The following is a 13,701-nucleotide window of genomic DNA, read 5'->3' as shown; positions in this document are numbered from 1 at the left end:
TTTATACTCTTCGAAAATCTCTTCAAACCGCGTCAACGTCGCCTTGCCGTAGGTATGGTTACTGACTTCGTCAGTTCTATCTGCAACCTCAAAACAGTGTTTTGAGCTGACTTCGTCAGTTCTATCCACAACCTCAAAACAGTGTTTTGAGCTGACTTCGTCAGTTCTATCTACAACCTCAAAGCGGTGCTTTGAGCAACCTGCGGCTAGTTTCCTAGTTTGCTCTTTGATTTTCATTGAGTATTAATTCCAAAATCCAGTCAAGGTACCAGTGTATGTGATACGTTTATCTTTCGTATCTTCAGGGAAATTGGGGAAGTCAAAAAGTCTTTGGGTTACAATATGGTTTCCGTTCTTCTATCTCTCCTTCTATCACCTAAGTTTAAAATCTAACTTCGTAGTATATTATGGACCAATAATTCAGAATTATCAAGCAATTCTGAATTATTTTTTTCTTATTCTGTTCCAATCTAGTTTTCATATTCTTAAAAAAGTGATAAAATGGTAGGAAGAATTGGAGAGTAGAGATGCCAAAAGAAGTGAATTTAACAGGCGAAGAAGTTGTCGCTTTAACCAAAAAATATTTAACGGAAGAGGATGTCCATTTTGTCCATAAGGCCTTGGTCTATGCGGTGGATTGTCATAGTGGTCAATACCGCAAATCAGGCGAGCCTTATATCATTCACCCTATTCAAGTGGCAGGTATTCTAGCCAAACTCAAGCTGGATGCTGTAACGGTAGCTTGTGGTTTCTTGCATGATGTGGTGGAAGATACAGATGCGACCTTGGACGATTTGGAAAGAGAGTTTGGTCCCGATGTGCGCGTGATTGTTGACGGAGTCACCAAGCTTGGCAAGGTCGAGTACAAGTCTCACGAAGAGCAGTTGGCTGAAAATCATCGCAAGATGCTCATGGCCATGTCTGAGGACATCCGCGTTATCTTGGTCAAACTGTCTGACCGCTTGCACAATATGCGAACCCTGAAACATCTTCGAAAAGACAAGCAGGAGCGCATTTCCAAAGAAACTATGGAAATCTATGCCCCACTTGCTCACCGTTTGGGGATTTCCAGTGTCAAATGGGAATTGGAAGACCTGTCTTTCCGTTATCTCAACCCGACAGAGTTTTACAAGATTACCAATATGATGAAGGAAAAGCGCAGAGAGCGTGAAGCCTTGGTGGATGAGGTAGTCACAAAATTAGAGGAGTATACGATAGATCGTCACTTGAAAGGGAAGATTTATGGTCGTCCCAAGCATATTTACTCAATTTTCCGCAAAATGCAGGACAAGAGAAAACGGTTTGAGGAAATCTATGACCTGATTGCCATTCGTTGTATTTTGGATACCCAAAGTGATGTTTATGCCATGCTTGGTTATGTGCATGAGCTTTGGAAACCCATGCCTGGTCGCTTTAAGGACTACATCGCTAACCGCAAGGCAAATGGTTACCAGTCTATCCATACGACTGTCTATGGGCCAAAAGGGCCGATTGAATTCCAAATTCGGACCAAGGCCATGCACGAGGTGGCTGAGTACGGGGTTGCGGCTCACTGGGCTTATAAGAAAGGCGTTAAGGGGCAGGTTAACAGCAAGGAGTCTGCTATTGGGATGAACTGGATCAAGGAGATGATGGAGCTTCAAGATCAGGCTGATGATGCCAAGGAATTTGTGGACTCTGTTAAGGAAAACTATCTGGCTGAGGAGATTTACGTCTTTACACCAGATGGAGCTGTCCGTTCTCTTCCAAAAGATTCAGGACCTATTGACTTTGCTTATGAAATCCATACTAAAGTCGGTGAAAAAGCGACTGGTGCCAAGGTCAACGGCCGTATGGTTCCACTGACAACCAAGCTCAAAACAGGGGATCAGGTTGAAATTGTCACCAACCCCAACTCCTTTGGACCTAGCCGCGACTGGCTCAATATGGTCAAGACCAGCAAGGCGCGCAACAAGATTCGTCAGTTTTTTAAAAACCAAGATAAGGAATTATCTGTTAATAAGGGTCGTGAAATGTTGATGACCCAGTTCCAAGAAAATGGTTATGTGGCCAATAAATTTATGGACAAGCGTCATATGGACCAAGTCCTGCAAAAGACCAGCTACAAGACAGAAGACTCCCTCTTTGCGGCCATTGGTTTTGGGGAAATCGGTGCTATTACTGTCTTTAATCGTCTGACTGAAAAGGAACGTCGTGAAGAAGAACGTGCCAAGGCCAAGGCTGAGGCAGAAGAACTTGTCAAAGGTGGCGAGGTCAAGGTTGAAAATAAAGAAACCCTCAAGGTCAAGCATGAAGGTGGTGTGGTCATTGAAGGTGCTTCTGGTCTCCTAGTGCGGATTGCCAAGTGTTGTAACCCCGTGCCTGGTGATGATATTGTCGGCTACATTACCAAGGGTCGTGGTGTGGCTATTCACCGTGTGGACTGTATGAACCTGCGCGCCCAAGAAAACTACGAGCAACGTCTCCTTGATGTGGAGTGGGAAGGTCAGTACTCTAGCTCAAATAAAGAGTATATGGCTCATATTGATATTTATGGCCTCAACCGTACAGGATTGTTGAACGATGTACTGCAAGTTCTCTCAAACACAACCAAGAATATTTCAACAGTCAATGCCCAACCAACCAAGGATATGAAATTTGCCAATATCCATGTGTCCTTTGGCATTACCAACCTCTCGACGCTGACTACGGTTGTGGACAAGATTAAGAGTGTGCCAGAAGTTTACTCTGTCAAACGAACCAACGGTTAATTGTCTGAGTTCTTACTAGAAAGGCTATTATGAAAATCATTATCCAACGTGTTAAAAAAGCCCAAGTCAGTATCGAAGGTCAGGTTCAGGGAAAAATCAATCAGGGGCTCTTATTGCTGGTTGGTGTTGGACCAGAGGACCAAGAGGAAGATTTGGACTATGCTGTGAGAAAACTGGTCAATATGCGGATTTTTTCAGACGCAGAAGGCAAGATGAACCTGTCTGTCAAAGATATTGAAGGAGAAATCCTCTCTATTTCTCAGTTTACCCTCTTTGCGGATACCAAGAAAGGCAATCGTCCAGCCTTCACAGGCGCAGCCAAGCCTGATATGGCATCAGACTTCTATGATGTTTTCAACCAAAAACTAGCGCAAGAAGTGCCTGTTCAGACAGGTATCTTTGGAGCGGATATGCAGGTTGAGCTGGTCAATGATGGGCCAGTTACCATTATCCTAGATACTAAAAATAGATAAGAAAGACCAAGCCCAGCCGGCTTGGTTTTTCTCATCTATCACAAAATGCTCCAAAATGAAATCTGTTCTTGATAGGCTTGGGGGAAGTTTCTTTTCAGGCTTTGGCAGGTGCGATAGGAAGGGATGAGATGGCCTAGGATGAGGAGAGTGCCCTGAAGGAAAAGTGGTATACCACTTAAACATATCAAGGAGAGAATCATCAGGCTATCCCATAGGAGGATTTGTAAGGCAAAACGGCAGAATCTTGGTCTAATCTGGGAATAGAGGTGACTAAAATGGTCACAAAGTTGGTTAGAAAGATAGGTCAATAGCACAGGATGAAAGAAAATGAGCCAACCGCTATAAATCAAAATCCAATCCCAAGTAAGTCCCTCTTTAAATGTCAAAAATGCTAACATGATTCCATCAATGACAAGGAGCTCAATGGTTTTGATGAAGATGATTTTTTTCATGATAAGACCTCCTTTTTTCCTCTGTTAGTGACGTAATATTGTATATAATTATTATACAATATTTAGTTGGATTATGGAAGCGCTTACTATCGTTTTTGATATAAAAAATAGATAAGAAAACCCTGAAAATCAAACTTTCAGGGTTGGTAGGGGACTTGAGAAATTAGTCGATTTTCTCGACGTAGAGTTGTTTGGCAATGTCCATACCTACTTGTAAATCCTCATCTTTACTAAGGATAGTGAAGGTGTTGCTGAAGCCATCAAACTGCTTGACTTGGAGCTGGTCACCGATGTGAAGTGAGTGCTTATCCAGATAATGGAGAATGTCAAAACTATCATGCACCCGAGTCAGGCGGTAGGCGCCAGCTTCCTTGATATCAGCTAGTGGCAGGTTATTGATTTCAACGAGGAGTTCTCCCTTGGCAGGAATAGTTCCTCCGTGGGGGCAGGTTTTAGGGAAACCTAGCAGTTTATCTAGTCTTTCCACGAACAGGTCAGAGACAGTGTGTTCCAAGACCTCAGCTTCCTCGTGAATCTGGTCACTTGTATAGTCTAAATGATGAACTAGAAAAACTTCAATCAAGCGGTGCTTACGATAGAGCTCAGAGACCAGTTTGAGGCCGAGGTCAGTCAGTAGATAGCCACATTCCTTGTCCTTGAGGATGAGATTTTCACTTTTCATCCGTTTAATCATTTCAGTTACGGCAGGGGGAGAGACTTGCATGCGGGCAGCAATTTCCTTGTTGGTGATTTTATGCAGGTCTATACCAATTTCATAAATACATTTTAGATAATCTTCTTTATTTGGGGTCATTCGTTTCCTCTTGTCTAATATCTTTATCTAGTATATCAAAAAAAGCTAGATTTCTCTAGCTGTGACTTTTTATGTTATACTTATTGCAAGAGAAAAAACGAGGAGATGGATATGACGAAAATAGCTCTTCTTTCAGATATTCATGGAAATACCACTGCTTTAGAGGCTGTTTTGGCAGATGCTCGGCAGCTAGGAGTGGATGAATACTGGCTTTTGGGAGACATTCTCATGCCAGGGACAGGGCGTAGAAGGATTTTGGACTTGTTGGCTCAACTACCGATTACAGCTAGAGTTTTGGGAAACTGGGAAGACAGTCTTTGGCATGGTGTCCGTAAGGAATTGGATAGTACTCGTCCCAGTCAACGCTATCTCTTGCGCCAGTGCCAATATGTTTTAGAGGAAATTTCCCTAGAAGAAATCGAATTGCTCCACAATCAACCACTCCAGCTTCATCGTCAGTTTGGGGCTTTGACGGTGGGAATTAGCCATCATCTACCTGATAAGAATTGGGGGCGTGAGTTGATTCATACTGGAGCGCAAGAGGATTTTGACCGCTTGGTGACCAATCCACCTTGTGATATTGCTGTTTATGGTCATATTCACCAGCAGTTGCTTCGTTACGGTACTGGTGGGCAATTGATTGTTAATCCGGGTTCGATTGGGCAGCCTTTCTTTCTAGATGCTCAGTTGCGGAAGGACTTGCGGGCCCAGTATATGATTTTGGAGTTTGATGACAAGGGCTTGGTAGATATGAACTTCCGACGGGTAGACTACGATGTGGCAGCTGAATTGCAGTTGGCTAAAGATCTTAAACTTCCCTATTTTGAGGTTTACTATGAAAGTCTGGTCAATGGGATCCACCATACTCATCATCAGGAATTTCTGAGAGAATTGGCCCAGAAAGAGGGCTACGATCGGGAGTTAGACGACTGGTTAAAAGGTGGTAACGATTGACATTACAACTAAAAAGGGTATAATAAAAGAAAAAGAAGAGTAGAGGCAGGGTAGCCTCGTAAAAAGGAGAAGAGCATGCAAATTCCAAGTAGATTTACCATTGCGACTCATATGCTGATAATCATTGCCCTCAAGGGGAAGGAAAGCAAGGTGACCAGTGATTTTCTGGCTGCTAGTGTCGGGGTCAATCCTGTCATTATCAGAAAAACCTTGTCCCAGTTGAAGAAGGCAGAGCTGATTTCAGTTGCGCGTGGAACAGGGGGAACTGAGATTGCCAAGGATCTCAAGGATATTAGTCTTTTAGATGTTTATCAAGCGGTTGAGTGTCTTGGTAAGACTGGTCAACTCTTCAGTTTCCATGACAATCCAAATCCAAATTGTCCAGTTGGAGCCCATATTCATGATGTTTTGGATCAAAAATTGGAGAGAATCCAGCTGGCCATGGAGGCAGAGCTTGGTCAGACTAGTTTAGAGCAAGTTGTGGCTGATGCAGAGAGTCAGATGAAGGAGTGAATTCTTCTTTAAAATAAAAAAGCTTATGAGAAGGTTTTTATACTCAATGAAAATCAAAAAGCAAACTAGGAAGCTAGCCGCAGGTTGCTCAAAGCACCGCTTTGAGGTTGTAGATAAGACTGACAAAGTCAGTCACATATATACGGTAAGGCGACGCTGACGTGGTTTGAAGAGATTTTCGAAGAGTATTACCTTTTCATAAGCTTTTTATCTATTCTTCCAAGCTTGGTAACGGGTATCAATCAATAACTGGGTAAGGCGTCCCATGGTTTCTCTTTCTTCTGGAGTGAGGGATTGCGCTTGGACGAAGAGATGATGAATGTGTTCGATAGCCTTGAAGGAAGACAGGTCATTGATAGAGGTGATGCCAGCATCAAGAATAGTGCCAAAGAAGAGGTCGAAGTAAAGTTGAAGTTCCTCGTCAGGGACTGTGGCCACCCATTCTTTGAAGGTTGTGTCGACTTGTTGGCTATCACTGTTGGTCTTATCCAGCTGGACGAAGTGCTTGTTCTCAATCTGCCAACTAAAGGTATCGTGCTGGGCGATACCACCCAAGGCAGTACTGTGCACGATGATTTGCTGGTTAGGGATTTCCAGCAACATACCGATAATGGAACCTTGTGGGATGAAGACCTTGGTTCTATCCATTATCCTTTGATAACCCGCAGTCTGTGTCAATTCTTGATGGAGACCAGGTGCATCAAATGTATAAACTGCTGTGATCTGATTTTGCAAACTTTGCTCAATTTGGCTAGCAGCATAGATAGCGAGATTTCCTCCCTTGGAATGCCCAGCCAGAATAACCTTTTGCTTAGGATGATGGGCAAAAAAGTTCTTTAAATAGCGAAGGGCGTGCTTTTGAGCAGGAATTTCCTTCATATAGGTCAGGTGGAAATCTTCCTTCCAGCCAATGATACTGTCATCTGTCCCACGAAAGACAATCAGATAGGTATCGAGGCTGACACGATAAGTCATAGCCGCAAATTGCTTTTGCAGTTCAGGGTCGATGTCGTTGATAAAATGGGAGAGTTTGCAATTTTTGAAGCGCTTGTGTTGAGCCGATTCATCTAATAATTGAAGGCGATTTTTGCTAGTAAGCATGGTGGGCTCTCTTGGAACCTGAGGTGCTAGATCTAAAAGACGTTGAGGAAGTGTGGAGACCAGATTATCAAAGGAGAGGTAGGTGATTTCTATTAAGGTTAGAATGTCTAACTCATTCAAGGGAAGGTCGTAATAAGAATCATATGCGACATCTTTCAGATAGTCAAAAATATTGGCCATAAGAGCTCCTTTCTTTTCTTTATCTTAGCAAATTTCCCTCAAATTAGCTAGTAGCATTGCCTGTTTGTACTGGCTAAAAACAGGCTATTTCAAATTCAGTTTCAGACCATCTGGCATGGAAAAATCTGTTATAATAATGGAAAAGGAGAAGCGCATGCACAAGATTTTATTAGTGGAAGATGATCAGGTCATTCGTCAACAGGTCGGGAAAATGCTCTCTGAATGGGGATTTGAAGTGGTCCTGGTAGAAGACTTTATGGAAGTTTTGAGTCTTTTTGTCCAGTCGGAGCCTCATCTGGTCCTCATGGATATTGGTTTGCCCTTGTTTAATGGCTACCACTGGTGTCAGGAAATCCGCAAGATTTCCAAGGTGCCTATCATGTTTCTGTCTTCGAGAGACCAGGCGATGGATATTGTCATGGCAATCAATATGGGGGCGGATGACTTTGTGACCAAGCCTTTTGACCAGCAGGTTCTTTTAGCCAAGGTTCAGGGCTTGTTGCGCCGTTCCTATGAGTTTGGGCGTGACGAGAGTTTACTGGAATACGCTGGTGTGATCCTCAATACCAAATCCATGGATGTACATTATCAAGGGCAAGTCTTGAATTTGACCAAGAATGAGTTTCAGATTTTACGCGTTTTGTTTGAGCATGCAGGCAACATCGTAGCGCGTGATGACCTGATGCGAGAACTTTGGAACAGTGATTTTTTCATTGATGATAATACCCTCTCTGTCAATGTCGCTCGTTTGCGTAAAAAGTTGGAAGAGCAGGGCTTGGTAGGATTTATCGAGACCAAGAAAGGGATAGGGTACGGACTGAAGCATGCTTGATTGGAAACAATTTTTTCTAGCCTATCTGCGCTCCCGTAGTCGTCTTTTGGTTTATCTGCTTTCTTTGACGTTTCTGGTTTTGCTCTTTCAGTTTTTATTTGCAAGTTTAGGAACTTACTTTCTCTACTTTTTCCTCTTGTGTTGCTTTGTGACCATCTTATTTTTTACTTGGGACATATTGGTGGAAACGCAGGTCTATCGTCAGGAAATTCTCTATGGGGAGAGGGAAGCTCAGTCTCCTTTGGAAAGAGCCTTGGCTGAAAAATTAGAAGCGCGTGAGATGGAACTCTATCAGCAGAGGTCTGACGCAGAAAGAAAACTGACGGATTTGCTGGATTACTATACCTTGTGGGCCCATCAGATTAAGACCCCCATTGCAGCCAGTCAACTCTTAGTTGCAGAAGTGGTCGACCGCCAACTGAAGCAGCAATTAGAACAGGAAATTTTCAAGATTGACTCCTATACCAATTTAGTTTTACAGTACCTGCGTTTAGAAAGTTTTCATGATGATTTGGTCTTAAAGCAGGTTCAAATTGAGGACTTGGTTAAGGAAATAATTCGTAAATATGCTCTTTTCTTTATTCAAAAAGGCTTAAATGTCAATCTACATGACCTTGATAAAGAAATCGTGACGGATAAAAAGTGGCTGCTAGTGGTTATTGAGCAAATCATCTCAAATAGTCTCAAGTACACTAAGGAAGGTAGTCTGGAGATTTATATGGACGGTCAAGAGCTCTGTATCAAGGATACAGGAATCGGGATAAAAAATAGTGATGTCCTCCGAGTCTTTGAACGTGGCTTTTCAGGATACAATGGACGCCTAACCCAGCAGTCCTCTGGACTTGGCCTTTACCTATCTAAGAAAATTTCTGAAGAACTGGGGCACCAGATTCGTATCGAGTCTGAGGTCGGAAAAGGAACGACAGTGCGGATTCAGTTTGCTCAAGTGAACCTAGTCCTTGAGTGAGAATAGACGAAAAAGCCTCCGGACTGGAGGCTTTTATGCTAGGCTCTTATTTCTCAACGCGTGATTTGTTGGCGATATCAGCTAGGATAGCTTGAACAAAATCATCTACTGAGACAGTTTGTGTTTCTTTTTGGCCGTAGCGACGAACGTTGACTGTTCCGTCTTCCATTTCCTTGTCCCCAACGATCAATTGGTAAGGAATCTTGCTTGTTTGTGAAGCACGGATCTTGAACTGCATTTTTTCATTGCGCTCATCTACATCTGCACGGACACCACGGTCACGGAGTTTCTTAGCCACTTCCCAAGCGTAGTCCACGTGTTTTTCGTTCGAAACTGGGATGAGGGTTACTTGGTGTGGTGCCAGCCATGTTGGGAAGGCCCCCTTGTAGTTCTCAATCAAGATAGCGGTGAAGCGTTCCATAGTTGAGATAACTCCACGGTGGATCATAACTGGACGGTGCTCTTCGCCATCAGCTCCGATGTATTTAAGGTCGAAACGTTCTGGAAGCAAGAAGTCAAGTTGGATAGTAGAAAGAGTTTCTTCTTTTCCAAGAGCGGTCTTAACTTGAATATCCAATTTTGGTCCGTAGAAGGCTGCTTCACCTTCGGCTTCAAAGTAGTCCACGCCCATTTCATCAAGGGCTGCACGAAGCATGGTTTGAGCATTTTCCCACATTTCATCGTTATCAAAGTACTTGTGAGTATCTTGAGGGTCACGAAGAGAGAGGCGGAAGCGGTATTCAGTCAAGTTGAAGTCTTCATAAACATCGATAATCAACTGAAGAGCACGTTGGAATTCTTCTTGGATTTGTTCTGGAGTCACAAAGAGGTGACCATCGTTGAGTGACATTTCACGTACACGTTGAAGACCAGTGAGGGCACCAGATTTTTCATAACGGTGCATCATACCGATTTCAGCGATACGGATTGGCAACTCACGGTAAGAGTGAACATGGTGTTTGAAGACTTGGATGTGGTGCGGACAGTTCATTGGACGAAGGACAAATTCTTCCCCGTCACCCATGTCCATAGTTGGGAACATGTCTTCTTGGTAATGATCCCAGTGACCAGAAGTCTTGTAAAGTTCAACAGAAGCAAGTGGTGGAGTATAAACGTGTTGATAGCCAGAAGCCAACTCCTTGTCAACGATGTAGCGTTCCAACTCACGACGAATAGTCGCACCATTTGGCAACCAGAATGGAAGTCCTTGACCAACCTCTTGAGAAATCATGAAGAGGTCAAGCTCTTTACCAAGCTTACGGTGGTCACGTTCCTTAGCTTCTTCACGCATTTGGAGGTAGTTTTTCAAGTCTTTCTTGTCAAACCAAGCTGTACCATAGATACGTTGCATCATAGCGTTGTCGCTATTTCCACGCCAGTAAGCACCTGCTACATGGAGAAGGTGGAAGATTTGGATGCGGCCTGTTGATGGGACGTGAGGGCCACGGCAAAGGTCTACATATTCACCCTGACGGTAGATGGTCAAACCACCTTCGTCTTCTGAGTGTTCTTCAATCAATTCCAACTTGTAAGGGTCATTTTTGAAGATTTCACGTGCCTCGTCTTTGGTAACTTCTTCACGGATTGATGGGAAGTTTTCTTTGACAATTTTTTGCATTTCTTCTTCGATACGAGGAAGGTCTTCGTTAGAGATTTGACCAGCTGTGTTGTCAGTATCGTAGTAGAAGCCGTCTTCGATGGCTGGACCAACACCCAAGTGAATGTCTGGGAAAAGACGACGAGCTGCTTGGGCAAACAAGTGAGCGGCTGAGTGACGCAAGATTGGAAGGGCATCTTCGTGATCAGGTGTCACAATTTCGATGCTTCCATCTTCAGTGATAGCACGAGTAGTGTCGATGAGTTTGCCGTTGAATTTACCAGCCAAGGCCTTTTTAGCTAGGGAATTGCTGATAGATTGGGCAATTTCAAAAGTTGTCACGCCAGATTCGAATTCACGAACAGCGCCATCTGGGAAAGTAATGTTAATCATGATGTTCTCCTTACTTATATTATTGACAAATGTGTTAACCCTATTCTGAAAACAGGGACAGAGGATTGTGAAAGCTAGAAAAACAAAAAGCGACATCCTCGAAAGGACGTCGCAACGTGGTTCCACCTTCATTTATGTTCCTCAAAAAAGAGGGACACCTCTGATTGGCTTTAACGTGGCCACCGTTTTATGTTTTCATAAAAAACTCAAGAGTAGTATCAGTTTAGGCTCTCTATGCGTTTCCAGCAACCACGCACTCTCTAGTAGAAAGGGACTAAGTGACTTGTCTCTATGGATTATTATAGCATGATTGTGAGATTTTTCAAGGATTTTGTGAAAGTTTTTTGTTTTTCATTTTTGCAGAATATGCTTGATACCAATACCGGAAGCCATGCCGACCAGAGCAAAGGTTTCATAGATTAGCAAGTAAATTAGTATAAACTCACCAAAAGTTATGATAGTAAAGCAAAAGAGCAGTCCGTTACCAATTAACCACCAAAGTGAGAAACGGAAACGGTAGCTATAGAGTAGCGATACAATCAAGATTACCAGAGGTGTAAAGAAGAGAATATTATTTACGTAGAGACTCTTGAGCAAAAGGGGGTCAGAAATAATTAGTGATAACAACTCATAAAGTGGCCAATAAAAGAAAAATATGACCAGATAGTAGGGGAGATAGGAATAGAATCTAGGCATGATAATCACCTCGTTTAAAAACAGATAACTTGGATTTCTTGCTATGATTATTATAGCATATTTAAAACAAGAAAGTAAATCTGTTGACAAAGAAGTTAGTTATTGGTAGAATAGGGATTGTCGTAAAGACAAATAACTTCTTCTTGGTTACAGGCATGCCAACCTGTCACTCGGATGAAGCCAAATAAAAAGGAGAAACATCATGGCAATCTCAAAAGAGAAAAAAAATGAAATCATCGCACAATATGCACGTCACGAAGGTGATACAGGTTCAGTAGAGGTTCAAGTTGCCGTCCTTACTTGGGAAATCAACCACCTTAACGAACACATCAAACAACACAAAAAAGACCACGCTACTTACCGTGGATTGATGAAGAAAATCGGTCGCCGTCGTAACTTGCTTGCATACTTGCGTAAAAACGACGTTAACCGTTACCGTGAGTTAATCAACTCTCTAGGACTTCGTCGCTAATTCAAGATACAAAGGCCGTCAAAAGCACAAAGCAAAAATAGGAAAATTGACGAAGAAACTTCAGTTTCTAGGAGATTTTATCTTTTTTGCCAAGTGCTTAGGCCGTGTTCAATTGAGCATATCTTGATAATAAAGCTACTCTAAATTGGGTAGCTTTTTTGCGTTGTCACCTTACCTCGATATACTCAAGTATAATCTTCGGTTACGGTTCCTAGCACTGTAAGGTAAAATAAACCAGATATTCTCCCTTCGGGGACATTTTTTTGTTTCACTGAAAGTTTCGTACATTCTTCGCCTCGTCGCCTAGTCTATAAACGATTTATCCAGCAAGAATTATGATGCTAAGGGCGTCAAAAATCCGTATGAAAATAGGGAAAGGACACCATGTTCGATGAACACAAGGAGTTTCATCTTTTTCACTAGGATTTTAGCCCGGGCTCAAATCAGCTCTCTGATTTTCAGAGGGCTTTTTTATTGAGGTTTTATCGGTCACAATTTTGGAGACTACAAAAACCTCAAATGGTATCAGCTAATTACACCATAAAGGTGCGCAGCTACTCGGTTTGAAAAGCCGAGTAGCTGTCTGCAAGCCCCCTCGGAGAGTCCACACTTTACGAAGTAAAGTATAGTATGTTTATACTTTACATGGAAGTAGTCACCGAATTCCAGTTAGAAATTACTTTGTAACTACGTTTTGAGGAGGAGTAAAATGCTTTCCTATGTTCGACATTACCCACTAGCGATAGCTAAATTAATGTGTCTGTGCTCTCCTAAAATCTGCTGATTTATTACTGACCAATACAGGAGGTTTTTTATGGGACAGACAATCATATCTGCTATTGGTGTTTATATTTCCACCAGTATCGATTATTTAATTATTTTATTTATTTTATTTGCACAGCTATCACAGAATAAACAAAAATGGCATATTTATGCGGGGCAATATCTAGGCACAGGCTTACTTGTAGGGGCGAGTTTAGTTGCTGCTTATGTCGTTAATTTCGTGCCTGAAGAATGGATGGTTGGATTGCTTGGTTTAATCCCTATCTATTTAGGGATTCGCTTTGCAATTGTTGGAGAAGGTGAGGAAGAAGAGGAAGAAATTATTGAAAGATTAGAACAAAGCAAGGCAAATCAACTGTTTTGGACAGTTACATTGCTGACAATTGCGTCTGGCGGAGATAATTTAGGTATCTATATACCTTATTTTGCTTCGTTAGATTGGTCACAGACCCTCGTGGCCTTGCTTGTGTTTGTAATCGGCATAATTATCTTATGCGAGATTAGTCGGGTGTTATCCTCTATTCCGTTACTATTCGAGACAATTGAAAAATACGAGCGAATCATTGTGCCCTTAGTATTCATTCTACTTGGACTATACATCATGTATGAAAATGGCACGATAGAGACTTTTCTGATCGTGTAGATTTTTTTGTTTCACTAGGATTTTAGCCCGAGCTTAAATCAGCTCTCTGATTTTCAGAGGGCTTTTTTATTATGGCTTCAA

13 protein-coding genes and 1 pseudogene are annotated in these 13,701 nt (G+C 42.4%); 8 read left to right on the top strand and 6 right to left on the bottom strand.

Features of this window, described 5'->3' with window-relative positions; all coding sequences use genetic code 11:
- Window positions 1-237: pseudogene (locus tag HT708_RS12055) on the bottom strand (hypothetical protein); the annotation flags it as partial.
- A 290-nt stretch (window positions 238-527) separates the two neighbouring features.
- On the opposite strand from HT708_RS12055, the gene HT708_RS10710 reads away from it, so the two are divergent.
- Together HT708_RS10710 and dtd are read left to right on the top strand one after the other, a co-directional pair.
- On the top strand, window positions 528-2,750 hold the full coding sequence (locus HT708_RS10710; protein ID WP_001123816.1) for a bifunctional (p)ppGpp synthetase/guanosine-3',5'-bis(diphosphate) 3'-pyrophosphohydrolase: 2,223 nt from the start codon (window positions 528-530) through the stop codon (window positions 2,748-2,750).
- Window positions 2,751-2,779: 29 nt separating this feature from the next.
- The gene (gene dtd, locus HT708_RS10705; RefSeq protein ID WP_125456269.1) at window positions 2,780-3,223 is read left to right on the top strand and encodes a D-aminoacyl-tRNA deacylase; all 444 of its coding nucleotides are present in this window, start codon (window positions 2,780-2,782) and stop codon (window positions 3,221-3,223) included.
- A 38-nt stretch (window positions 3,224-3,261) separates the two neighbouring features.
- Here dtd and HT708_RS10700 read toward each other — a convergent pair whose 3' ends face one another.
- Both HT708_RS10700 and HT708_RS10695 read right to left on the bottom strand, forming a co-directional pair.
- Complete coding sequence (locus HT708_RS10700; protein WP_166736249.1) at window positions 3,262-3,675, bottom strand: hypothetical protein; 414 nt, start codon at window positions 3,673-3,675, stop codon at window positions 3,262-3,264.
- 163 nt (window positions 3,676-3,838) lie between these two features.
- On the bottom strand, window positions 3,839-4,489 hold the full coding sequence (locus HT708_RS10695) for a metal-dependent transcriptional regulator (RefSeq protein WP_166736248.1): 651 nt from the start codon (window positions 4,487-4,489) through the stop codon (window positions 3,839-3,841).
- A 111-nt stretch (window positions 4,490-4,600) separates the two neighbouring features.
- On the opposite strand from HT708_RS10695, the gene HT708_RS10690 reads away from it, so the two are divergent.
- Both HT708_RS10690 and HT708_RS10685 read left to right on the top strand, forming a co-directional pair.
- Window positions 4,601-5,443, top strand: coding sequence for a metallophosphoesterase family protein (locus HT708_RS10690; RefSeq protein WP_023940446.1), 843 nt, complete (start codon window positions 4,601-4,603; stop codon window positions 5,441-5,443).
- 75 nt (window positions 5,444-5,518) lie between these two features.
- Complete coding sequence (locus HT708_RS10685) at window positions 5,519-5,956, top strand: Rrf2 family transcriptional regulator (protein ID WP_172926373.1); 438 nt, start codon at window positions 5,519-5,521, stop codon at window positions 5,954-5,956.
- Between the two features lie 207 nt (window positions 5,957-6,163).
- On the opposite strand, the gene HT708_RS10680 is transcribed toward HT708_RS10685, so the two are convergent.
- Window positions 6,164-7,237: a DUF2974 domain-containing protein gene (locus HT708_RS10680; RefSeq protein ID WP_172926372.1), complete on the bottom strand. Its 1,074-nt coding sequence runs from the start codon at window positions 7,235-7,237 to the stop codon at window positions 6,164-6,166.
- A 154-nt stretch (window positions 7,238-7,391) separates the two neighbouring features.
- On the opposite strand from HT708_RS10680, the gene HT708_RS10675 reads away from it, so the two are divergent.
- Both HT708_RS10675 and HT708_RS10670 read left to right on the top strand, forming a co-directional pair.
- Complete coding sequence (locus HT708_RS10675; protein WP_000548993.1) at window positions 7,392-8,069, top strand: response regulator transcription factor; 678 nt, start codon at window positions 7,392-7,394, stop codon at window positions 8,067-8,069.
- Window positions 8,062-9,036 (top strand): sensor histidine kinase, encoded by a 975-nt coding sequence (locus HT708_RS10670; RefSeq protein WP_172926371.1) that lies wholly within the window; start codon window positions 8,062-8,064, stop codon window positions 9,034-9,036. The genes HT708_RS10675 and HT708_RS10670 overlap by 8 nt, the downstream gene beginning before the upstream one ends.
- Window positions 9,037-9,082: 46 nt before the next feature.
- Here HT708_RS10670 and thrS read toward each other — a convergent pair whose 3' ends face one another.
- Both thrS and HT708_RS10660 read right to left on the bottom strand, forming a co-directional pair.
- Window positions 9,083-11,026 carry a threonine--tRNA ligase gene (gene thrS, locus HT708_RS10665; RefSeq protein WP_000608345.1) on the bottom strand — a complete coding sequence of 648 codons (1,944 nt, stop codon included), beginning with the start codon at window positions 11,024-11,026 and terminating at the stop codon, window positions 9,083-9,085.
- Between the two features lie 351 nt (window positions 11,027-11,377).
- On the bottom strand, window positions 11,378-11,722 hold the full coding sequence (locus HT708_RS10660) for a hypothetical protein (RefSeq protein ID WP_172926370.1): 345 nt from the start codon (window positions 11,720-11,722) through the stop codon (window positions 11,378-11,380).
- A 202-nt stretch (window positions 11,723-11,924) separates the two neighbouring features.
- Between HT708_RS10660 and rpsO the strand changes: the two genes are divergently transcribed.
- Window positions 11,925-12,194, top strand: coding sequence for a 30S ribosomal protein S15 (gene rpsO / locus HT708_RS10655; protein WP_001018251.1), 270 nt, complete (start codon window positions 11,925-11,927; stop codon window positions 12,192-12,194).
- An 814-nt stretch (window positions 12,195-13,008) separates the two neighbouring features.
- Window positions 13,009-13,620 (top strand): CadD family cadmium resistance transporter, encoded by a 612-nt coding sequence (locus HT708_RS10650; protein ID WP_172926369.1) that lies wholly within the window; start codon window positions 13,009-13,011, stop codon window positions 13,618-13,620.
- Window positions 13,621-13,701 lie beyond the last annotated feature (81 nt).

The sequence above is a fragment of the Streptococcus sp. 3613 genome (assembly GCF_013277375.1).
GTDB lineage: Bacteria > Bacillota > Bacilli > Lactobacillales > Streptococcaceae > Streptococcus > Streptococcus pseudopneumoniae.
This window is presented reverse-complemented; position numbering and strand designations above follow the sequence as displayed.